Annotated in this window: 18 protein-coding genes; 10 read left to right on the top strand and 8 right to left on the bottom strand. The window is 59.5% G+C overall.

Annotation, left to right across the window (positions count from 1 at the left end; genetic code table 11):
• Positions 1–9 precede the first annotated feature (9 nt).
• The 4 genes from HQN82_RS21040 to HQN82_RS21025 form a co-directional block, all read right to left on the bottom strand.
• Positions 10–1098 (bottom strand): ABC transporter ATP-binding protein, encoded by a 1089-nt coding sequence (locus tag HQN82_RS21040; RefSeq protein ID WP_044459817.1) that lies wholly within the window; start codon positions 1096–1098, stop codon positions 10–12.
• Positions 1099–1103: 5 nt separating this feature from the next.
• A complete protein-coding gene (locus HQN82_RS21035) occupies positions 1104–2045 on the bottom strand; it encodes a carbohydrate ABC transporter permease (protein WP_004438490.1) in 942 nt (313 codons plus the stop codon).
• A complete protein-coding gene (locus HQN82_RS21030; RefSeq protein WP_004438488.1) occupies positions 2038–2940 on the bottom strand; it encodes a carbohydrate ABC transporter permease in 903 nt (300 codons plus the stop codon). The genes HQN82_RS21035 and HQN82_RS21030 overlap by 8 nt, the downstream gene beginning before the upstream one ends.
• A 141-nt stretch (positions 2941–3081) precedes the next feature.
• A complete protein-coding gene (locus tag HQN82_RS21025) occupies positions 3082–4314 on the bottom strand; it encodes an ABC transporter substrate-binding protein (protein ID WP_173615829.1) in 1233 nt (410 codons plus the stop codon).
• Between the two features lie 223 nt (positions 4315–4537).
• On the opposite strand from HQN82_RS21025, the gene HQN82_RS21020 reads away from it, so the two are divergent.
• Positions 4538–5260, top strand: a complete 723-nt coding sequence (locus HQN82_RS21020; RefSeq protein ID WP_173615828.1) for a CPBP family intramembrane glutamic endopeptidase — start codon at positions 4538–4540, stop codon at positions 5258–5260.
• Positions 5261–5318: 58 nt separating this feature from the next.
• Here HQN82_RS21020 and HQN82_RS21015 read toward each other — a convergent pair whose 3' ends face one another.
• Genes HQN82_RS21015 through HQN82_RS21005 form a run of 3 tightly spaced genes read right to left on the bottom strand, consistent with a single transcriptional unit; the run spans position 5319 to position 9456 of the window.
• Positions 5319–6749, bottom strand: a complete 1431-nt coding sequence (locus HQN82_RS21015; protein WP_173615827.1) for a mannose-1-phosphate guanylyltransferase/mannose-6-phosphate isomerase — start codon at positions 6747–6749, stop codon at positions 5319–5321.
• Positions 6746–6970, bottom strand: coding sequence for a hypothetical protein (locus tag HQN82_RS21010; protein ID WP_173615826.1), 225 nt, complete (start codon positions 6968–6970; stop codon positions 6746–6748). Before HQN82_RS21010 ends, HQN82_RS21015 begins: the two co-directional genes overlap by 4 nt.
• 56 nt (positions 6971–7026) lie before the next feature.
• Entirely contained in the window at positions 7027–9456 is a 2430-nt protein-coding gene (locus HQN82_RS21005; RefSeq protein WP_173615825.1) for a glucose/quinate/shikimate family membrane-bound PQQ-dependent dehydrogenase, read from the bottom strand.
• Between the two features lie 399 nt (positions 9457–9855).
• On the opposite strand from HQN82_RS21005, the gene HQN82_RS21000 reads away from it, so the two are divergent.
• From HQN82_RS21000 to HQN82_RS20965, 8 genes are all read left to right on the top strand, one after another.
• Entirely contained in the window at positions 9856–10755 is a 900-nt protein-coding gene (locus HQN82_RS21000; protein ID WP_173615824.1) for a LysR family transcriptional regulator, read from the top strand.
• A 160-nt stretch (positions 10756–10915) separates the two neighbouring features.
• Entirely contained in the window at positions 10916–13204 is a 2289-nt protein-coding gene (locus tag HQN82_RS20995; RefSeq protein WP_034498268.1) for an NADP-dependent malic enzyme, read from the top strand.
• Positions 13205–13428: 224 nt separating this feature from the next.
• Complete coding sequence (locus HQN82_RS20990; protein WP_173615823.1) at positions 13429–14268, top strand: transporter substrate-binding domain-containing protein; 840 nt, start codon at positions 13429–13431, stop codon at positions 14266–14268.
• Between the two features lie 187 nt (positions 14269–14455).
• Positions 14456–15199 carry an amino acid ABC transporter permease gene (locus HQN82_RS20985; RefSeq protein WP_173615822.1) on the top strand — a complete coding sequence of 248 codons (744 nt, stop codon included), beginning with the start codon at positions 14456–14458 and terminating at the stop codon, positions 15197–15199.
• Positions 15196–15978, top strand: a complete 783-nt coding sequence (locus tag HQN82_RS20980; RefSeq protein WP_006698607.1) for an amino acid ABC transporter permease — start codon at positions 15196–15198, stop codon at positions 15976–15978. Before HQN82_RS20985 ends, HQN82_RS20980 begins: the two co-directional genes overlap by 4 nt.
• 12 nt (positions 15979–15990) lie before the next feature.
• The gene (locus tag HQN82_RS20975) at positions 15991–16788 is read left to right on the top strand and encodes an amino acid ABC transporter ATP-binding protein (RefSeq protein WP_004438459.1); all 798 of its coding nucleotides are present in this window, start codon (positions 15991–15993) and stop codon (positions 16786–16788) included.
• A gap of 4 nt (positions 16789–16792) precedes the next feature.
• Complete coding sequence (locus HQN82_RS20970) at positions 16793–18139, top strand: MmgE/PrpD family protein (RefSeq protein ID WP_173616034.1); 1347 nt, start codon at positions 16793–16795, stop codon at positions 18137–18139.
• A gap of 18 nt (positions 18140–18157) precedes the next feature.
• The gene (locus tag HQN82_RS20965; protein WP_173615821.1) at positions 18158–19477 is read left to right on the top strand and encodes an LLM class flavin-dependent oxidoreductase; all 1320 of its coding nucleotides are present in this window, start codon (positions 18158–18160) and stop codon (positions 19475–19477) included.
• 80 nt (positions 19478–19557) lie between these two features.
• Here HQN82_RS20965 and HQN82_RS20960 read toward each other — a convergent pair whose 3' ends face one another.
• Positions 19558–21294, bottom strand: coding sequence for a methyl-accepting chemotaxis protein (locus HQN82_RS20960; protein WP_173615820.1), 1737 nt, complete (start codon positions 21292–21294; stop codon positions 19558–19560).
• 318 nt (positions 21295–21612) lie between these two features.
• Here HQN82_RS20960 and HQN82_RS20955 point away from each other — a divergent pair, with 318 nt between their 5' ends.
• A complete protein-coding gene (locus HQN82_RS20955) occupies positions 21613–22866 on the top strand; it encodes an NAD(P)/FAD-dependent oxidoreductase (protein ID WP_173615819.1) in 1254 nt (417 codons plus the stop codon).
• Positions 22867–22874 lie beyond the last annotated feature (8 nt).

Here is a 22874-nt window from a genome sequence, read left to right as displayed (position 1 = left end):
CAGCGCCCTTTAGAGCCGTTCCTCGCTTTGCGCGTCGAACAGCGAGGCCATGGTCATGTCGAGGCCAAGGCGCACCTTGGTGCCGGGTGAAAACCGTCTGTGGCCGCCAACGCGCACGGACATGGTATGCCCGGCATGTTTAAGCCAGATCAGATTGTCGGCGCCCATCGGCTCCTCGATATCGACGATCGCCTCGTGCACCTCCCCGCCGACGATATCGGCATCAACGCGCACATGTTCGGGGCGAACGCCCAGAACCACCGCGCGACCGGCGACAAGCGGCGTTTCCGCATGATAACCGTCCAGTGCGAAAGTCACGCCATTGGTGGTGAAGACCACCTTGCCGTCTTTTTCGATCAGCTCGCCGCGCAGGAAATTCATCGAGGGCGAGCCGATGAAGCCCGCGACGAACAGGTTCCGTGGCTTGTTGTAGATGGTGACGGGGTCAGCCAGCTGCTGGATGACGCCGCTTTTCATGATTGCGATACGATCAGCCAGCGTCAGCGCCTCGATCTGGTCGTGCGTTACATAGATCATGGTGTTCTTCAGCGACTGGTGCAGCCGCTTGATTTCGACGCGAAGCTCCGAGCGCAGCTTGGCATCGAGGTTGGAGAGCGGTTCATCGAACAGAAAGACATCCACATCCCGCACCAGTGCCCGGCCGATCGCCACGCGCTGGCGTTGACCGCCGGAAAGTTCGGCCGGCTTGCGTTTCAGCAGCGGCTCGATCTGCAAGATGCCGGCTGCCCTTTTGACCCGGCGATCAATCTCCTCTTTCGGCACTTTGGCGACCTGAAGGCCGAAGGAAAGGTTCTTTTCCACCGTCATTTGCGGATAGAGCGCATAGGACTGAAACACCATGCCGATGCCACGATCCTTCGGTTCTTCCCAGGTAACGTTACGGTCCTTGATGAATATCTGTCCGTCGGTCGGCTCCAGAAGGCCGGCGATGCAGTTGAGAAGGGTCGACTTGCCGCAGCCGGAAGAGCCGAGCAGCACGAGGAATTCGCCGTCGTAAATATCGAGATTGAGGTCTTTCAGCACGGTAACGGCGCCGAAGGACAGCGAAAGATCGCGGATGGAAACGCTTTTGTTCATATAGCTCAACCTTTTACTGCGCCTGCAGCAATGCCGCGGACGAAAAGCCTGCCGGAGAGGAAATAGACGATCAGCGGCACGGCCCCGGTCAAAAGGGTTGCGGCCATGTTGACGTTGTATTCCTTCACGCCCTGCACGGAGTTGACGATGTTATTGAGCTGCACCGTCATCGGGTAATATTCCGGCCGCGTGAACACCACGCCGAACAGGAAGTCGTTCCAGATGCCGGTCACCTGCAGGATCATCGCCACCACGAAGATCGGCAGTGACATGGGCAGCATGATGCGGAAATAAATCTGCCAGAAATTGGCACCATCGATCCGCGCCGCCTTGAAAAGTTCCTCCGGCAGCGAGGCGAAATAGTTGCGGAAAAGCAGCGTCAGGATCGGCATGCCGAAGATGGTGTGAACGATGACGAGGCCGCTCAGTGTGCCGTAAATGCCCAGTTCGCGAAGCACGATAACGATCGGATAAATCATCACTTGATAGGGAATGAAGGCGCCGATGATGAGGATGGAGAAGAACAACTCCGATCCCTTGAACTTCCAGTTCGCCATGGCATAGCCACTGACGGAGGCGACGATGATGGAAATGACGACCGACGGCACGAGGATGCGTACGGAGTTCCAGAAGCCCCGCGAAAGCCCGTCGCAATTCAGCCCTGTACAGGCATTCGCCCAAGCCTTGACCCAAGGCTCGAAGGTAATCTCCACCGGCGGCGCGAATATGTTGCCGAGCCGGATTTCCGGCATGCCCTTCAGCGAGGTAACGACCATCACGTATAGCGGCAGCAGGTAATAGGCCGCAGCCACGAACAATGTGCCGTAGAGAATGATGTTGCGGCGGGAAAAGGTTTTCCTTGGCTTCTTGCCGCGCGGGCCGGATAGCTCATTGGAAACCGCATCGTTGGCGGCAACAACCGTGTTCAATGTGCTGAGATTAGCCACGTTTCTTGCCTCCGAATTCAAGGTAGGCCCATGGAATGATGATGATCGCAACCGTCAGGAGCATCATCGTAGAGGCGGCAAAGCCCTGCCCCAGATTCTGCGCCTGGAACATGTAGTCATAGACATATTTTGCCGGGACCTCGGACGCGATGCCCGGCCCGCCGCTTGTCTGCGCCACCACGAGGTCGTAGACCTTGACGATGCCGCTGGCGATGATGACGAGCGTGGTGATGAAGACGGGACGCATCATCGGGATGATTATGAGGGTGTAGGTCTTCCACATCGGAATGCCGTCAACGCGCGTCGCCTTCCAGATGTCTTCATCAATGCCACGAAGACCGGCCAGCATGAGGCACATGACGAGCCCCGTGCCCTGCCACAGCGCCGCGATCAGAATGCCATAGATAACGATCTCGGAATTGTAGAGCGGGTCGAACGTGAAGCTTTCCCAGCCAAGCGAACGGACAACGGACTGGATGCCGAATTCCGGGTTCAGCAGCCACTGCCAGACAAGGCCGGTAACGATAAAGGACAGCGCGAAAGGATACAGGAAGATGGTGCGGAACGCGTTTTCAAAACGTATTTTCTGATCCATCAACGCCGCCAGCACGAAGCCGATGACAAGGCTGAAAATTAGCGACAGGATGCCGTAAATCGCCAGATTCTGGATTGAGACGATCCAGCGCGGCGCGGCCCACAGCCGCTCATATTGATCAAAACCGATGAAGTTCGCGCGCGGCAGAAGCTTGGAATTGGTGAAGGAATAAACCACCGTCCAGACCGTGCCGCCAAGAAAGATCACCACGGCGGTCAGTATCATCGGAATGGAGGCAATCTTCGAATTGAGATTGCGGAAAAGCTGGTTGGGCCGCCGTGAGCGCGCTTGACCTGCCATGTTACCTCCTCCTGTAACGTTACAGTCAACGGCCAAGCACGGGGCTCGCCGCGAGAAACTCCGGCCATTGCCTGTTATCCTGGCCTAGTCCGGACGTTGGAAGGGGAGCGGCGAACCGCTCCCGATCCGAAGAGATTACGATCAGTCAGCCGAACCGATAATGTCCGCGAAACGCTTCTGCCCGTCTTCCGCCGACATCGAGCCCGCGAAGAATTCCGCCATCAGATCTTCCTTCTGTTTCTGCGTATCGGCGGAAATCAGCTGGTCGGTGCTGGTCAGCGCATTGCCCTTGGCCAGAATTGCCAGACCCTTTTTCATGCAGTCATTGGCTGCATTCAGGTCGACGTCGCCGCGGATCGGCAGCGAGCCTTTCTTCAGGTTGAAGGCAACCTGCGTTTTCGGATCAACGATGGTCGCGGCAAGAACATCCTGCGCCTTGGTTTTCGCCTCGTCCTTCAAAACGGGGAAATAAAAGGCGTCGCCACCCGTGGTCAGGTATTCACTCAGGCCAAGGCCAGGAAGGCAGGAATAATCAGTGCCGGCTTTCTGGTTGGCGAGCTGGAATTCACCCTGGGCCCAGTCGCCCATGATCTGGCCGCCAGCCTTGCCGGTGATGACCATGTTGGTGGCCTGGTTCCAGTCCTGAACATTGGTGCCCTTGGCCATGTCGCGCGCCTCGACGGCAGAAGCGAAAATCTTTGCCATTTCAGGACCTGCCGCCGCTTCGGCATCCTTGTCGCCATAGACCTTCTGATAAAGGTCCTTTCCGCCGATCGAAAGCGTCAGCGTGTCGAACAGGCCGTTCGCCTGCCATGCCTGGCCGCCAAGCGCGAGCGGCTGGATACCGGCCTTTTTCAGCGCAGGCGCTGCCGCAACAAATTCCGTCCAGTTCTTCGGAACTTCGACGCCCGCCTTCTTGAAGGCTGCGTTGGAAAGCCACAGCCATTGCCACGAATGGATATTGACCGGCGCGCAATAGATCTTGCCGTCGATGGTGCAGCTGTCGAGCAGGCTCGCCGGCTTGATGACCTCTTTCCACTTACCCTTTTCGGCAACGTCGGACAGGTCCCGCATCAGGCCGGCCTGCACGAGTTCTTCCGCCTGCCGGCCGTGGTTGAACTGGGTGGCGCCCATCGGATCGCCGCCGGTGATGCGGCTGATCATGATCGGCCGGGCCGTGCCGCCCGAACCGGCAATCGCGCCGTCCACCCATTTATTGCCGGTCGCGTCGAAAGCCTTGGCCAGTTCGGCCACCGCTGCGGCTTCGCCGCCCGATGTCCACCAATGGGTCACCTCAAGATCAGTCGCCCCGGCAATGCCCGCCGGAATCATCACGCTGGCCAGAAAAGCCGCAGAAATAACACGCATTCGCATGAGTCTCCTCCCTCACTGAAACGTTGCAGTTGGAACGTATGCGAAGATTTTTGATTAGGCAACCGCCTAAAATACGAATCTCGTTACTGCATTCAGCGGCGTCTCGAAGGATGGCAAAATTCGCCTGACAGGCGGACCCGCACAGGGGCTTGCGCGCCGTAATCCACACGCAATGCCACTGGTTTAAAGACCCTGCGCAGCAAGGAAACAGGCGCAAGAGACAATGAAACGTTGGCATATCCTCCTGATCATCGGATTGATCGGTGTCGCATCGCTCTTACTCGCCGCGTTTGAGCAGCTCATACCGGGACAGCGGGTTTCAATGGCGATGCGCCTGTTGATACTCCTCCAACCAGCAGTCCTGACTGTCGCCTCGGTCGCCACCGGCCAAGCCCTCGCCGCAAAAACCGGACTCCATGCGCCTTTGATCGATAGCTGGCTGACGGGCGGCGATCCACGTGCGGTACTTCGAAAACAAGTGCCTCCTGCACTTGCTGCGGGTGTTGCCGTTGCCATTGTGATGATCGTCTATTCGTCGGCGATCCTGCCCTTGGTCACAGATGCAGCAACCATGGCAAATATGACCAGATTTGACATTCCCCTGGCCACCCGGCTTCTCTACGGCGGCGTCACCGAAGAGCTATTGACCCGATGGGGCATGATGTCGTTTTTCGCGTGGATTCTCTGGCGCTCTACAGGAGGCGGGCAGGTTCGAGCGTTCATAATGTGGACCGCCATCGTGATCGCTGCCGCTCTGTTCGCCGCTGGTCATCTGCCGTTTCTGTTTACCATTGCCGCGCAGCCCCGGCCGGCACTCGTCCTTGCAGTGCTGACCGGGAATTTTGTTCCCGGACTCATCTTCGGATGGCTATTTTGGCGCCGGGGACTGGAGGCGGCAATTCTCTCTCATGGCTTTGCCCATTGTATAAATACACTGGTGGCCTGAACCAAAAGGCGAAGCGGGCAGACGTCCGCTTCGCTTATTCTCTTGGCGTAGGTAACGCCTATTGCCTCTTGTAATCGTCCTCGATGCGGATGACATCGTCCTCGCCAATATAGGCTCCTGTCTGGATTTCGACCAGTTCGAGCGGGATCTGCCCCTCATTGGCAAGACGGTGCGGCTGGCCGATCGGGATATAGACCGACTGGTTTTCCGTCAGCAGCCGGGTCTCGTCACCAATCGTCACGGTGGCCGTTCCCTTAACGATGATCCAGTGTTCCGAGCGGTGATAGTGCTTCTGGAACGAGATGCGGTGGCCCGGATCGACGGTGATATGACCAACCCGATAACGCTCGTCCACATACATGTGCTCGATGTAACCCCAAGGCCGGTAAACGCGCTTGTGGGTCTGCGTCTGTGGCGCATGTTCGCCGTCCTTCAGCGTCTCCACCAGACCCTTTACGTCCTGCACCCGGTTCTTCGGCACCACGAGAACCGCATCCTTGGTGGCCACCACCACCATGTCCTTCGCGCCCACCACCGTCGTCAGCAATTGCGTCGAATGGATGAGGCAGCCTTCGGAATCGATGAAGACGCCGTTACCTTCCAGCGCATTGTCATTGCTGTGTTTGTCGGCGATCTCCCAGATCGCGTCCCAGCTGCCAATATCCGACCAGCGAAAATGGCCGTGCACGACAGCCATGCGCCTGGTCTTCTCAATCACGGCATAGTCGATGGAATTCTTGGGGGAGGCTTCGAAGCTTTCCTGATGCAGGCGCACGAAACCGAGGTCGCTTTCATATTGCTCGACGGACTGCGTTACCGCGGCCAGAATTTCCGGCGCAAAGGCCTCCAGTTCGGCAATCATCACGTCGGAGCGGAACAGGAAGTTTCCGGAATTCCAGAGATAGCCTTTTTCGAGATAGGAGATCGCCGTCTTCATGTCAGGCTTCTCCACGAAGGCCTCGACCCTGCTCAGATCCTTTTCACCATCAATCGCCTCGCCCGGCTTGATGTAACCATAGGAGGTGCGCGGCTCGGTCGGCACCAGGCCGAAGACGACGATATTGCCCTGATCGGCGGCTTTGGCGCCGAGTTTCACGGCATCGGAAAACTTGTCGGCATCGAGCACCACATGGTCGGCAGCAAGCGCCAGAACCAGGCATCCGGGTTCGCGGCGCTCGGCCAGCACGGCGGCGGCGGCCATGGCGGCGGCGCTGTCACGGCGGGCGGGCTCAAGCACCACGGTGGCCGGCAGATCGATCTCCTCCGCCTGACGGCGGGCAAAAAAACGGAAATCCTCGTTGGTGATGACAAGTGGCTCGGAATAAAGCGTTTCGTCACCCACCCGCTGCAGGGTCTGCTGATAGGTCGAAAGATTGCCGACCAGCGGCTGAAACTGCTTGGGCAACTGATCGCGCGAGACCGGCCATAGCCTGGAGCCAGCACCACCGGCCAGAAGAACCGGCGTGATCTTTCGAGATTGTTCCTTCACAATAAAACCTTTCCAACGTCAAAAAATTTCCCGGCGCGCCGGACAATATACATATTTCCCAATACCGCCATCATCGGTTCATGGGCGGACAAGCGCAAGCTCATAAATCCCCCTTGTGAAAGCTTGGTGAACGGCTGGGCGTCTGCCCCGGCACACTTTCCTAACGCCACGCGACAGGTGAGGTTCCGCTTGATTTCTTCGCGCGGATCGATGCAGAGCAAATAAAAACCCCGGGATTGCTCCCGGGGCCGGCTTCAAGTGAGGCATGACGCAAGCGTCAGCCCGGCAATGCATAGGCGATGACATAGTCGCCGCGGTCAGGAGACTGGCGTGCGCCGCCAGCTGAGATGACGATATATTGCTTGCCGGTCTTCGGGGACTTGTAGCTCATCGGGCCGCCCTGGCTGCCGACCGGAAGGCGGGCCTTCCAGACTTCCTTGCCGGTCGCCGTATCGAAAGCGCGCAGATAATAATCCTGCGTGCCGGCGATGAAGACGAGACCGCCCTGCGTGGCCAACGTGCCGCCGAGCGTGGGCATGCCGATCGGGATCGGAAGGCCCATCTTGATGCCGAGCGGACCGGTATCCTCGACAGTGCCCACGGGCACCTGCCACTTGATCTTCTGGGTCTTCATGTCGATAGCGGTCATCGTGCCATAGGGCGGGGCCTGGCAGGGAATACCGAGAGCCGACAGGAAACGGTTCTTGTTCACCGCATAGGGCGTGCCCTTCATGGGAACGACGCCCATGCCGGTGTTGACGCTTTCGCCGCCACTCGCGACAGCCTTGGTCGGTGCCGCTTCCTGCATCTGGATCCAGAGACCGAGGCGCATGTCGTTGACGAAGATCGTGTTCGTGGTCGGGTCCGTCGAAAGACCGCCCCAGTTCATGCCGCCGAGCGAGCCCGGGAACGACAGGGAGAGGTCCGTGCCCGGCGCCGTATAAAGGCCCTCATAACGCATGCCCTTGAATGCAATGCGGCAAAGAAGCTGGTCAAACGGGGTCGCGCCCCACATGTCCGCTTCCGTCAGGGTCTGCGCACCGATCTGCGGCATGCCGACCGAGCGTGGCTGTGTCGGCGCGTAGCGCTCGTTGGGAATATTGGCGGGTTTGACCGGAACTTCTTCAACCTTGGTCAGCGGCTGGCCTGTCGCCCGGTCGAGAACATAGATCTGCGCCGCCTTGGTGCCGAAAACCAGTGCCGGAACAGTGGTTCCATCCGCTTTCGGGAAATCGACGAAGCTTGGCTGCATCGGCACATCGAAGTCCCAGAGGTCGTTATGAACCGTCTGGTAGACCCATTTTTCGCGACCGGTGGTGGCATCGAGCGCCAGCATCGAAGCACCATATTTATGGTCGAGCGGTGTGCGCGTCGCGCCGTACAAGTCCACCGAAGGGCTGCCGACCGGCATGAAGACAGTGTTCAGCTCCGGATCATAGGACATGGACGCCCAGACGTTGGGTGTGGAACGCGTGTAGGTCTGTCCCTCGGGCGGAAGTCCGGTAATATCAGGGTTGCCGGGGTCGAAGGCCCAGCGAAGCGCGCCCGTCACCACGTCGAAACCGCGCATCACACCGCCGGGCATATCGACCTGAACGTTGTCGGCGATACGGCCGCCGACAACGACAGTCGTGCCGGCAAGCGTAGGTGCGGAGGTCAACACATATTGCGGGTCCGGCGCATCGCCGAGACCGATCTTCAGGTCGACGCGGCCATTGGTGCCGAAGTCAGGGCAAAACGCGCCGGTGTCGGCATCGAGCGCTATCAGTTCCGCATTGATGGTGTTCATCAGAATGCGGCGCTGGCAAAGCGCGCCCTCGGCCACCACCGCCGGGGTAACCGGCGTCGAGCCCGGTGCGGTCGGCTGCTTCAGCGGCGCCTTGGCGTCGAAATAGGCAAGACCGCGGCAACGCATCCAGACGGAAGATTTCGCGTTGATTTCCGTCTTCCACTTTTCTGCGCCGGTATCTGCATCAAGAGCGATGACATTGTTATGCGGCGTGCACAGGAACACGGTGTCGCCAACCTGCAGCGGCGTTTCCTGATCTTCCGCACCGTTCGCGCCGGGGCTGATCGGAGTGTCGCCGGTATGGTAGGTCCATGCGACTTCGAGGTTCTTGACGTTGTCGCGCGTGATTTCATCGAGAGCGACAAAGCGGCTGCCGCCGGATGTATTGCCGTAATGTTCCCAGTTCTTCTGCTCCGTTTCCGGTGTGACAGGCGTCAGGGCTGCCGGTTCACCATTGAAGGCGACGGTGGGGTGCGGCACGAACATGCCGGCAAAACCCGCGCCGGTGGCGATGGCGAGAATGGCGGCAATGGCGAAAGAGGCGCCGTATGCCGGAGCCTTGCCGGCCGCGCGACGCAAGAGAGGATAGGAGAGCGCAACGACAATGGCACCGACGCCCATCGCGAGAAGGCGTGAAATGAGCGGCCAGAAATGCAATCCGGCTTCCCACACCGCCCAGATGCCGGTGAGGACGAAGACAAGGCCGAAGAGAACCGCACCGGCAGGCTTGCGCAGCAGGATGAGCAGGCCCGAGACGATGAGCGCGATGCCCGCCGTGACGAAATAGAGGCTGCCGCCGAGGGCCACAAGCTGGCCACCGCCAATGGCGAAGAACAGGCCTGCGGCAACGATGACAGCGCCGAGCACCAACAGCCACAATCTGGCCGGGAGCGATAAAGAAGTTGCTGGATTATCCATGAAAGAATGTCCGGTTAGAAGAGCTGCCCCAAAAGGCTGAAGCCCGGTGATTGTTCAGTGTCCGGCGAAGCCGGGACAGCCTGCGGCCGCAATGGCCAGGCGAAGATGCGCCGATGGCGGCGCGGCTGAACGGGGAACAATGGTGGGGAAGACTTCCGTCGTGACTGTCATGCGTGACCCATTCACTGCAGGTAACCGCCGGCCCCATGGACGGCGGGCAAGATGCTTGAACAAATCCTCCCCGGTTTCTCCCATCAAAGCCTGCAAAGCGGCAAAGACGATCGAAACACTGGCTGCGGTATAACGTCGCCTGCGACAAGATGACAATGCGCAAGCTGGGCAATTTCGATAAGCTATGCTTATATCACATCACACCCGACAAAACAAAGAAATCTCCGGATGGATATTCGTCAACTCACGATATTCGTGGAAGCGGCAAGGGCGAGAAACTTTCGTGCCGCCGCCCTGCAGCTCGGCATTGCCCAGCCCGCCGTCACCCAGCGCATTCGACAGCTGGAGGAAAATCTTGGCTTCAAGCTCTTTCACCGCATCAATCGCGGTGTGGAACTTACCCCGGCCGGTCAGTCCATGCTCATCGAGGCGGAAGAAATCCTTGCACGAACCAAAAGTGCGCTGGAAAGGGCACAGCAGATCCGCCGCGGCCAGCTTGGCACGCTGCGCATCGGTTACGGCACCAGTGTCATGGCCGAGCGTAAACTACCCGCGCTCATTACCCTCTATGGTGACGAGCACCCAGACGTGACGCTTGAACTGTTGCCCGGCATGACAATGGAACAGCTGATCGAGCAGGTGACGACCCGCGAGACCGACGTTGCATTCATCCGCGCGCCTCTTCCCACGCTGCCGCAGTCCTTGCGAACCATGCCGTTCGACCGCTCGAGGCTTTGCGTCGCTTTGCCGGAACGTCACGTACTCGCCAAGCGCCCGCAGGTTTCCGTCAGCGATATCCTGCACGAAAAACTGCTGCTGCCGGTTGACGAGATTGGCCTCGGCCTCAGCAGCAGCGCGCTTTCGCTTTTCGAAGATGCCGGCTGCACGCCGCAAGTCGGGATGCGCATCGCCAACGTCAATACGATTCTCGCGCTCGTGGAGGCCGGTGCGGGCATTTCCATCCTGCCGGAAAGCACGGTGCTTTCCGCAAGGGGCACTGCCGCCGTGTCACTCGATAGCGCGGAGGCATGGTCCGACTGCGTGCTGCTCGTCAGGCGCGGCGCGTTTGCCCTGCATGTCGAAGCCTTCGTGAATATGGCCCGCCGAGCCTACAGACTGAGCCGTTGACAAGCGGGACGCGGAATTAATCGATTGAATCGGCCGCAAATTTCATCCCGCTTAAATTTGCTGCACTGAACAACATTCAAGGCTTGGCAGGCGCGCGAAAAATACAATAACAACGGCGGATATTTTTACATTGTTATAGACACGAAAGCACACACAGCCCATGTCCGACACGACCAAGCCCGCCAGCACAAGAACATCGGTTACGGATCAGGAAGCCCTGGATTTCCACGCCGAAGGCAGGCCGGGCAAGCTGGAAATCACCCCGACGAAGCCGATGGCAACACAGCGAGATCTGTCACTCGCCTATTCGCCCGGCGTGGCCGTGCCGGTGAAAGCCATCGCCGAAAATCCGGCGACCGCTTACGATTATACGACACGCGGCAACATGGTGGCCGTCATCTCCAACGGCACCGCGATCCTCGGGCTGGGTAATCTCGGCGCGCTGGCCTCGAAGCCGGTGATGGAAGGCAAGTCGGTCCTCTTCAAGCGTTTCGCCGATGTCGATTCCATCGATCTCGAGGTCGATACCGAAGACGCCGATGAGTTCATCAATTGCGTGCGTTACCTCGGCCCCTCTTTCGGCGGCATTAATCTGGAAGACATCAAGGCACCGGAATGTTTCATCATCGAAAGCCGCCTGCGCGAATTGATGGATATTCCCGTATTCCATGACGACCAGCACGGCACCGCCATTATTGCCGCCGCCGGCCTGATCAACGCCATCGAACTGACCGGACGTGACTTCAAGACCACCAAGCTCGTCTGCAACGGCGCGGGTGCGGCCGCAATCGCATGCATGGACCTCATCAAGGCCATGGGTTTCAACCCGGAAAACATCACGCTCTGTGATACCAAGGGCGTCATCTATCAGGGCCGCACCGAGGGCATGAACCAATGGAAATCCGCGCATGCGGTGAAAACCGACAATCGCACGCTGGCGGAAGCCATGAAGGGTGCTGACGTGGTGTTCGGCCTCTCACAGAAGGGCGCGTTCAGCGAAGAAATGATCCGCTCCATGGCGCCGAAGCCGATTATCTTTGCAATGGCCAATCCCGACCCGGAAATCACACCGGAAGAAGTCTCCCGCATCCGCGATGACGCCATCATGGCGACGGGACGGTCCGACTACCCGAACCAGGTCAACAACGTCCTCGGCTTCCCCTATATCTTCCGCGGCGCACTCGATGTGCGTGCCCGCCAGATCAACGATGCCATGAAGATCGCCGCCGCGCAGGCGCTGGCGGATCTGGCTCGCGAAGACGTGCCCGACGACGTGGCCGCTGCCTATCAGGGCAACCGCCCCCGCTTCGGGCCGCAATATATCATTCCGGTACCGTTCGATCCGCGCCTGATCTCGGCCATTCCTGTCGCCGTGGCAAAAGCCGCTATCGAAACCGGCGTCGCCCAGCGCGAAATTCCCGATCTCGACGCCTATGCCCGCGAGCTTTCGGCCCGCCGTGATCCGATGGCCTCGACCACGCAACGCCTTTACGAGCGTGTGCGTCGTTCGCCCAAACGCGTGGTCTTTGCCGAAGCGGAAGAAGAACAGGTCATGCGCGCGGCGATTTCGTTTACCGCTCAAGGGCTTGGCACCGCCATCCTGCTCGGCCGTGACGATATCATCAAGGCAAATGCCGAGCGGGCCGGTATCGATCTCGACCGCGCCAATATCGAAATTACCAATGCCCGCCTCTCCAGCCGGGTCGATGCCTATATCGATTACCTCTATGCGCGGCTGCAGCGCGGCGGCTTCCTGCTGCGCGACGTGCAGCGCCTGATCCACAACGACCGCAACCACTTCGCCGCCTGCATGGTGGCGATGGGCGATGCTGACGCGGTGGTAACGGGCGTGACGCGCAATTATTCGACGGCGCTGGAAGATATCCGCCGTTGCATCAACACCAAGCCCGGCCATCGCGTCATCGGCGTGTCCCTGGTTGTCTCGCGCAACCGCACCGTCTTCGTGGCCGACACGGCCGTGCACGACATGCCAAATGCCGAGGACCTTGCCGATATCGCCGAGGAGGCAGCCGGCCTCGCCCGCCGTTTCGGTTACGAGCCGCGCGTTGCCATGCTCGCTTATTCTACCTTCGGCCAGCCGGTCGGCGAACGCTCCGACAAGGTGCGCGAGGCGGTGAAAATTCTCGACAAGCGCAACGTCAATTTCGAGGTCGATGGCGAAATGTCGGCGGATGTGGCGCTGAACCATCACCGCATGCAGAGCCAGTATCCCTTCGCGCGCCTTTCCGGCCCCGCCAATGTGCTGGTCATGCCCGCCATCCATTCTGCCTCCATCTCCACCAAGATGCTGCAGGAATTGGGCGGTGCGACCGTCATCGGCCCTCTTCTCGTCGGCCTCGACAAGTCGGTGCAGATAACCTCGATGGGGGCCAAGGACAGCGATATCGTCAACATGGCAGCAATCGCGGCCTATAATGCCGGACGATAATTGAAACGCAGTGCGGCTTGCTTCTCGCCTCTTGGTTGAAACAAGCCGCACACCGCTGAAACCTAAAGAACAAGATTCTACGATTTTAAATTATTAGGATATTTTTTCTGCCCGACAACATTATTGGAACTCGTTTCTATTCATAGTATTTTTTGCGCAATGCCAATTCTCGCTCTCTGCAAGTCCGTCATGTAGGTTCCAGCCACAAGCAAAAGGAAATACCCATGGCCTTCTCCCTCCCCAAGTTTGCCGCGAAACTCATCGCCGGAACCGTTGTCATCGCCTCGTTGGCAACCACCGCTCACGCGGATGCAACGCTTGACCGCATCAAGGGTCGCGGCAAGCTCACCGTCGGCGTCATTCTTTCCGGTGCTCCTTTCGGCTTTATCGATCCAAAAACGCAGGAGCAGAAGGGCCTCAACATCGACGTCGCCAAGGCGCTCGCCGCAGGTCTCGGCGTTGAACTGGTGACTGAGACCGTGACCCCGCCAAACCGCGTGCAGTTCCTGCAGCAGGGGAAGGTCGATATTCTTATCGCCAACATGCAGTACACCGAAGAACGTGCGAAAACGCTCGACTACGTGCCCACTCCCTATGACCGTCAGGGCGGCGCCGCCATCGGTCGAAAAGACTCTGGCATCAAGGACTGGTCCGACCTGAAAGGCAAGATCGCCTGCGTGTCTCAGGGTTCCAACTACACTCAGCCGCTGATCGAGCAATATGGCGCGCAGGTAAAGGCGCTGCCGAGCCAGCCGGAATCGCTGCTGGCGCTGAAGGGTGGCAATTGCGATGTGTCCGTTCACGTCAACGGCACGCTGAGCCTGATGCTTCAGGACCGCGCTGATGAGTGGAAGGATTACGGCATCCTCATCCCCACAGATCTCATACCGTCGGATTCCGTGATCTGGCTGCGCAAGGGTGAAAGCGACACGCAGGCCGCTCTCGACAAGATCGTCAAGGATTTGCACGCTTCCGGCAAGATGCTGGAATTCGCCAAGGCAAACCGTCTGCCGAGCATCGGCTATATGGAAGAACAGCAGAAGAAGCTGTCCGCCGCGCAGTAAAGGTCAGGCGCAGGGCTTTCCTGTCATCCCCCGTCACGCCGCAACGTGGCGAGGACGATGGCATAGAGATGGTTCGCATGATCATCAGGAACGGCCGGTTCACCTGCCGTTCTTTTCTGCTTTATAATGGCAGGCCATTCTGGCGCCGCCCGCGTGGCGGCACCCGCAATAACAGCATGGATTTCCAATGCAGAATTCATTTACAGCGCGCTTCATAGAACTGGCCGCGCATCTTGGCCTCAACTATGATTTTCTGAACAGCGGCTATGAGGTTCAGATCTGGCTCGACGGCATGAAGATGACGCTGATCCTCGTTGCCGTCACCTTGCCGCTCAGCCTCGTCTTCGGCTTCATTTTCGCCGCAATGCTCACGTCCGGGAAGACCTGGCTCGCCGGTCCCGTGCGCGCCTATGTGGAACTGACGCGCAACACGCCGACGCTGGTACAGCTGATGTGTGGTTTCCTCGTGCTCAACATGCTGATTTCCAATGCGCTGGGTGGCGCGCAGAACAATCCGCTGACACCGTTTTTCTGGGTCGTTGCGGTCACGGGGCTGCACATTGCCGCCTTCCATGCCGAAGCGCTGCGCGGCGGCATTGAGGCGGTGCCCGGCACCACAATCGAGGCAGCGCGTGCAATCGGTTTCAGCTCCTTCGAGATTCTGCGTTATGTGGAGTTTCCACTGGCGATCCGCACAGCGCTGCCCTCCATCATCAACAATCTCGTCAATCTGGTGAAGCTCACCACGGTCGGCTCTGCAATCGCCGTGGGTGAGATCACCTATGCTTCCATCCTGATCTGGACGCAGCGCGACAATGTGGTCGAGCTGATGATCGTTATCCTCGTTTTCTTCAGCGTCATCAATTTCATCGTCGCAAGGGCCGGTCTCTGGCTTGAGCGGCGTCTTGCGGTTCCGGGGTTCGGTCAATGAGTGCGGTGGTTTCTCCAACACGGGCGGTGAAGAAGCCGCCTTTCGGCACCATTCTGCTGCTGGGCGTCCTGGTTGCCGTCATCCTGTGGCTGGTCCTCGATCCGTCGCTCGGCCAGGTGCTGCTGGAATGGCTGCCCTATCTCGCCAAGGGTTTTGCCATGAACGTGCTGATAAGCATTCTGGCAATCGCCATCGGCACATTTATCGGCGTTCTTCTCGGCATCATGGAGCTTGCGCCCTACCGTCTGGTTCGCGCACCGGCACTGACCTATGTGCAGATTTTCCGCAATGCCCCGCATCTGGTGCTGATCTTTGCCGCAACTTACATCTTCCCCTTCGAGATCGTGGCCTTTGGCAACTACATTCCTTTTCCGGACTGGATCAAGGCGGTTGTGGGCCTTGCCATTCCGGCCAGCGCCCATATCGCCGAAATCACCCGCGGCGCCATCCAGTCCATTCCGACAGCGCAATGGGAAGCCGCTCAGGGGCTGGGCTTTTCGCGCAACCAGACACTGCGCTGGATCATCCTGCCGCAATGCATAAAACGCTCCCTGCCGCCGTGGATGAACCTCTACGCATCGATCACCATGGGCACGGCGCTTGCCTCGCTGGTCGGCGTACATGAGCTTCTTCACGCCGCGACCGACGCCAGCACCGCCGTGCAGCGCAACGATTTCACCGTCGTGGTCTATCTCACCGTTCTGATGGCGTTCTTCCTGTTCTGCTATCCCGTCTCCCGTTTCACGCAGCGCCTCGAGCGGCGCTTCGCTTCCCGCTGATTGGAACAAGCCATGTCCGCATCCATCGCCCAAAACGCCCAGCCGCTTGTTGAACTCGAAGCAATCCATCTTGCTTTTGGTGACAACCAGGTCCTGAAAGGCATTGATCTCACCGTCAACAAGGGGGACGCCGTCTCCATCATCGGCCCTTCCGGCTCCGGCAAATCCACCATCCTGCGCTGCATCAACGGCCTCCTCATTCCGCAATCGGGCAAGATCACCGTTGGCGGCACGCGAGTAGACCAGCTGAAGACCGAGGCCGAGCGCATCGCGCTGCGCAAGCGGATCGGCATCGTGTTCCAGCAGTTCAACCTCTTCCCGCATCTGACGGTGATGGAAAACATCACCATCGCGCCGATCAAGATACTTGGTACGCCAAAAACGGAAGCGGAGCGCCATGCCCGCGAATTGCTGGAAAAGGTCCGCCTGTCCCAGAAGGTCGACGCCTATCCCGGCCAGCTTTCCGGCGGCCAGCAGCAGCGCGTGGCGATCGCCCGCGCGCTCGCCATGCGGCCGGAGCTGGTGCTGTTCGATGAAGTCACCTCGGCACTCGATCCCGAAACGGTTGGGGAAGTGCTCGCCGTCATCCGCGACCTCGTCAACGATGGCATGACGAGCATTCTCGTTACCCACGAAATGCGCTTTGCCGAAGAAATCAGCGACAAAATTGTCTTCACCGAAAACGGCCTGATCGTCGATCAGGGCACGCCGGAGCACATATTCTACAAGTCGACCAATCCGCGCATCAACGCCTTCGTCAAGGGTCTCGGCGGACAGGGCGCGCGCGTGAATGACGGCGAAGGGATCTGATGCCATGGTCGCGGAGGAAAAACTCACACTTCGTCTTGCCGGAGCCATTGCCGCTTCCGATCCGCTACACGATGATGAGGCGGTCACCATTGCCCGCACGGCACTGATCGATTTCTTTGCCTGCGTGCTGGGCGGCGCTGCCGACAGGAGCACGAAAATCCTGATCGACACCTTCACCTCAGGCACGCAAGGCGCAGCCGGCATCGTCGGCCACGATCTGCGTACGGATGCCTTCACCGCCGCCCTTATCAACGGCCATGCCGGTCACGTGCTTGATTACGACGATGTCCATGGCAGTGTGCGCGGCCACCCCACCGTCGCCATTGTTCCAGCCCTGCTGGCTGTTGCGGTCGAGGAAGGCTCGACGGCCGATGCATTCATCGCCGCCTATATCGTCGGGCTGGAAACCATGGCCCGCATTGGCCTGTCGCTCGGCACCAGACATTACGAAAATGGTTTCCACGCCACCGCCACACTTGGCCCCATGGGTGCCGCGGCGGCGATCGCCCATCTGCTGAAATTCGATCCGCAGACAACGGCCGTGGCGCTCGGCCTCGCCGCCACGCAATCGGCCGGGCTTCGCCTGCAATTCGGTTATGACGCCAAGCCGCTCCATGCGGGGCTCGCCACGCGTGCCGGCCTCACCGCAGCACGGCTGGCACGATCCGGCTTTCAGGGCGCGCCGGATTTTATGGAAAATTCCATCGGCTTTTATTCGGCCTTCGCCTTCGGCGCCGAGCAGCCGAAGCGTGTTCTCTCCGGCTGGGGCGCACCCTGGCAGATCGTCTCGCCGGGCCTGACTCTCAAGGCCTTCCCGTGTTGTACCGCGGCACACCCCGTCGCCGTGGGCGCGCTGGCGCTGCGCAGCACCCATGATCTGCAGCCGGAAGAAATCGAGGCAGTCACCATCACCTTCCCGCCCGGCGGCGATGCCGCGCTTGTCGGCCCTGCCACGCCCGCAACCGGTATAGACGCGCGCTTCAGCCCCGAATATGTGTTCGCTGCGGCGCTGACGGATGGGTCACTGGGGATCGGCCATTTCGACGAACGCCCGGCACGCGCCGACCTGCTCGGCCTTTCTGCGAAAGTCTCGCGCCGGCATGACGAGACCGCTCGCCGCCTGTCGCCAGACCCAACCACCCGTTTCGTGGTAATAGATGTCACGAAGAAGGATGGTACGGTGCTATCGCGCCGCGTCGACGGGCTTCCCGGCATTGATGACCCGGCCGAAAAATTTGCCGACGCGACCGGCGGCAGTGAAAAATTCGCCGGTATCCCGGCCTTGGTGCGGTCCATGAAAACCGCAGCCGACCTCAGGAAGCTCGAAATGCTTCTGGTATCGCCAATATAACTCGACTGACATGAAGGCATGATTCCCATGACCACCACGACCCGCAAAAGACAGATGCATCTCGGCCTTTTCCTGCAGGGTGCCGGACACCACGTTTCCGGCTGGCGTCACCCCGATGCGGAGGCCGGCAGCGAAAACCTCGATCTGCTCACCCGCGTAACGAAAATGGCCGAAGCGGCGAAATTCGACATGGTTTTCCTGGCTGACGGCCTGACCAGCGGCGTCGACGCCCATCCTTCGATGATCGCACGTTTCGAGCCGTTGACCCTGCTGGCCGCGCTGGCAATGGTGACGGAGAAGATCGGGCTGGCCGCAACCGCCTCCACCACCTATGGCGAGCCCTATCACACGGCTCGCGCCTTCGCCTCCATAGACCATTTAAGTCATGGTCGAGCGGCCTGGAATATAGTCACCACCTCCTACGCAAGAACGGCAGCGAATTTCTCCAAGGACCACCCGGAGCATGACGAGCGTTATGCGGTGGCGGAAGAATATGTGAACGTGGTTCGCGGCCTTTGGGACAGCTGGGATGACGACGCCTTCATCAAGGACAAGCAGGCGGGCCGCTACGTCGATCCCGAGAAAGTCCATGTTCTCAACCACGAAGGCAAATATTTCACCGTCAAGGGACCGCTCAACATTCCGCGCTCGCCGCAGGGCCATCCGGTTCTCATCCAGGCCGGTTCCTCCGGTCCGGGTCAGGATCTCGCCGCACGCACCGCCGATATCGTCTTCACCGCCCAGCAGGCGATTTCCGAAGCGCAGGCTTTCTACACGAGCCTCAAGGCGCGCGTCGAAAAATTCGGCCGCGACCCGGCCAGCGTTGCCGTGATGCCCGGCTTCATGCCGATCATCGGCAGGAGTTTCGAGGAGGCGGGTGAAAAGCTGAAGGAACTGAACCGCTGGACGGACATCAAGAGCGCGATGCCGCTGCTCGAAGAGCGCATAGGCCACAGCCTGGCCGACTATGATCTCGACGGGCCTCTGCCCGAACTTCCCATCTCCGACCAGTTGCGCAGCCGCGCCGAGTTGCTGACCGAGCTGGCACGGCGCGAAAAGCTCACGATCCGAGAACTGGCGTTGCGCGTCGCGGCAGGCCGTGGCCACCATATCGTCATGGGAACGGCGAGCGATGTTGCCGACAGGATGCAGCAATGGTTCGAAAACGGCGCAGCCGATGGCTTCAACGTCATGCCGCCCTTCTTCCCCGGCGGTCTGGAGGAGTTTAATCGCGAGGTGGTACCGCTCTTGCAGGAACGCGGCCTGTTCCGACGGGAATACGAGGGCTCCACATTGCGCGACCACCTCGGCATCACGCGCCCGGCCTTGCGGGGATAACCGCGCGCAGATGCCCTATCACAGGCATCCGCCTCAATTGATGATCAGCAATAAGCGGGGCCGGCGAAAGCCGGCTCCCTTCATGCTGCGGCGCGCCCGACTTCCTGATCTTGCCGAGCGGCTGTCGAAAAATCAGACCGTATAGAGGCGCCATCCTCACGCTGAACCGTGCGGCGGTTCAGTTTGAACAGGCTGACAAGCTGGGCCAATGCATCCGCACCCTGCGCGAGCGTGGTGCTGATTACGGTGGTGCGTGCGCTCATGGCGGCGTTTTCCTGCGTCATCCGGTCCAGCCGGTTGACCGCCTTGTTGATCTCACTGATGCCGACGGCCTGCTCGTCCGCTGCCTTGGCGATCATGTCAACGTTGCCGTCAATATGTCTGACCAGCGCGTCGATCTGCTTCAGCGCTTCGCCCGTTTCACCGACGAGCCTGACCCCTTCGAGGACCTCGCTGCCGGAATTGTTGATCAGCGCCTTGATTTCCTTGGCGGCACCGGCGGAACGCTGTGCAAGTTCGCGCACCTCCTGCGCCACCACGGCAAAGCCCTTGCCGGCTTCACCCGCGCGGGCGGCTTCCACACCCGCATTCAGCGCCAGAAGGTTGGTCTGGAATGCGATCTCATCGATAACACCGATGATCTGGCTGATTTCCCGCGATGCTGTCTCGATGCGCTGCATGGCTTTGACCGTGCGCTCAACGACCTCGGTCGAGGCCGCGGTGGATGTGCGTGCACTCTGAACCAGCTTGCGCGTCTCTTTCATGTTTTCCGTGGAAGAACGAACCGTCGCCGTGATTTCCTCCAGTGCCGCAGAGGTTTCTTCGAGCGCTACGGCCTGCTCGCGCGAACGTTCGGCCAGATTGACGGAAGCCTCGCTGACTTCCTGGCTGCTGCGGGTGAGATCGCCCGTCTGGCCGAGAACATTCTCCAGCGTCTTCTGGAATTCGGCGATGGACTTGTTGAAATCGCGCCGCAGGCTCTCAAATTCACCCACGAACGGTTTGTCCAGCGTGACGCGGATGTTGCATTGGGAGAGCCGTTCAAGCGCTGCGCCAAGCTCTTCCACGGCATACATGCGGTCCGTCACATCGAAGGCAAACTTCGCCACCTTCAGGAGACGGCCCTGCTCATCCAGTATCGGATTATAGGATGCCTGGATGAAAACGCGTTTGCCGTCCTTGCCGAGCCGCATGAACTGCCCGGCAGCGAAACGGCCGCTCCTTAGCTCCTGCCAGAAATCGCGATATTCCTGGGACTGGGCATAAGCTGGCTCACAGAACATCGAATGATGCTTGCCTACAATTTCCTGCGCCGTGTAACCAACCGCCGCTAGGAAATTCTCGTTGGCGCTGAGGATCTTCCCATCTGGTGTAAATTCGATCATGGCCTGCGCGCGGGAGAGAGCGGCCAGCTTGCCGTCATCTTCCATGCTCTTGCGCTTGATCACGGTGATATCGGTTGCAACCTTGACGATCTTGTAAGGTTTGCCGAAACGAAAGACGGGATTATAGGAAGCTTCGATCCAGATTTCGTCGCCGTTTTTTGCCCGGCGCCGATATTGACCCTGATCATATTCGCCGCGCGAGAGTTTCGCCCAGAACGCCTTGTATTCCGCTTTGGCAGCCTCTTCGGGAGCGACAAACATGCTGTGGTGCCGTCCGATGATTTCGGACTGCTGATAACCCACCGCTTTGCAGAAATTGTCGTTCGCCTTCAGAATTTTCCCGGTCAGATCGAATTCGATGATGGCCTGCGAACGGTTCAGGGCGTCAAGTACCGCAGATGCATCCAGACCGAGTTTGGAAAAGTGAGACATGCCTTTAAAACCCCCAAATTAACCGCTGCGCAGACCCACTGCCCCTCCGAATGAGAAAGGATGAACATGTATAGGCCTGACTGCACGCGAAACTAGCCAGACACTGTTAAATAGCGATTAATAATGACCCATAACTATCTAACCCGTGACGTGGCCGATGGGCAAAACGCACTGATGTGCATGGCGGCCTCCCCCACCGCGGAACCGCTTATTTGCCACAGTGCTGATATTTCTATCGTCGCAGCGTGATGCGACCTTTCATAATCTCTGCATTCATTGTTATGGCGGGCTTGAGAGATTTGTATTGCAGGAGCGCCGATGACCAAAACCCTGAAATGCGACGTGCTGGTGGTCGGCACCGGCATTATCGGTTCCATGGCAGCGCTTTATCTGCAGAATGCCGGGCGTGACGTCGTGCTTCTTGAGCGTGGCGACATCTCCCGCGGTGCGAGTTCCGGTAATGCCGGCATATTGGCCTTTCCGGAAATCATCCCCATTCCCGCGCCCGGTATCATGAAAAAAGCCCCGCGCTGGCTTTTTGATCCGCTCGGACCGCTCAGCGTGCCGCCGGCCTATGCACCGAAGATCGCCCCATGGCTCTGGCGTTTCTGGCGCGCCAGCGCCGAACGCAATTTCCTTCATGGGCTGAAATCACTCACGGAAATCAACCGGCTGGCGGCCATCGAAATGGCCCACATCGCTGCCGTGCCCGAGCTCTCGCCCTTCATTTCAAAAACCGGCACGCTTGATATCTATGACAGCGAGGCGAGCCTCAACGCCGCCCGTAGGGATTGGGACGAAAAGGAAAAAGCCGGCTTCGCATTCCAGCGCGTTGACCGCAACGAAATCGAAGAGCTGCAGCCGGGCCTGGCGCCGCAGTTCCGCCATGCGGTGTTTTCGGCGGATGGCCTGCAGGTCTCCGATCCCTATGATTTCACCCGCGCCATATTTGATCTTGTGATCTCACGAGGAGCCAGCCTTCGCAAAGGCGAAGCTCAGCGCATCGACGCAGTGGGCGAAAGTACGATCGTCACGCTGGAGAACGGCGACAAGATCGACGCCGACAAAGTGGTGATCGCCTGTGGAGCATGGTCCAAAAAACTTGCGGCGACGCTTGGCAACATCGTGCCGCTGGAAACGGAACGAGGATACAACACGACCCTGCCTGTCGGTGCTTTCAACCTGACACGCCAGCTTTATTTCAACGACCACGGCTTCGTCGTGACCCCCTTGTCGACTGGCATCCGCGTCGGCGGCGCCGTCGAACTCGGCGGGCTGGACCTGAAGCCGAACTTCCGCCGCGCGGAAGCCATGTTGAAAAAAGCGGAACGTTTCCTTCCCGGCCTCAAACTGGAAGGCGGACGGCAATGGATGGGGTTCCGCCCCTCCATGCCGGACTGTCTTCCCGTCATTGGCACCGCGCGGACGACACCCTCCGTTATCTACGCCTTCGGCCACGGTCATCTGGGGTTGACCCAGTCGGCAGCCACAGCCCGGCTGGTGACGCAGATGGCAAACGGCGACGAAACGTCCATCTCGGTCGATCCCTTCCGCCCGGGACGGTTTTCCTGAAATGAGGT

Source organism: Agrobacterium pusense (assembly GCF_013285525.1).
Lineage (GTDB): Bacteria > Pseudomonadota > Alphaproteobacteria > Rhizobiales > Rhizobiaceae > Agrobacterium > Agrobacterium pusense.
This window is presented reverse-complemented; position numbering and strand designations above follow the sequence as displayed.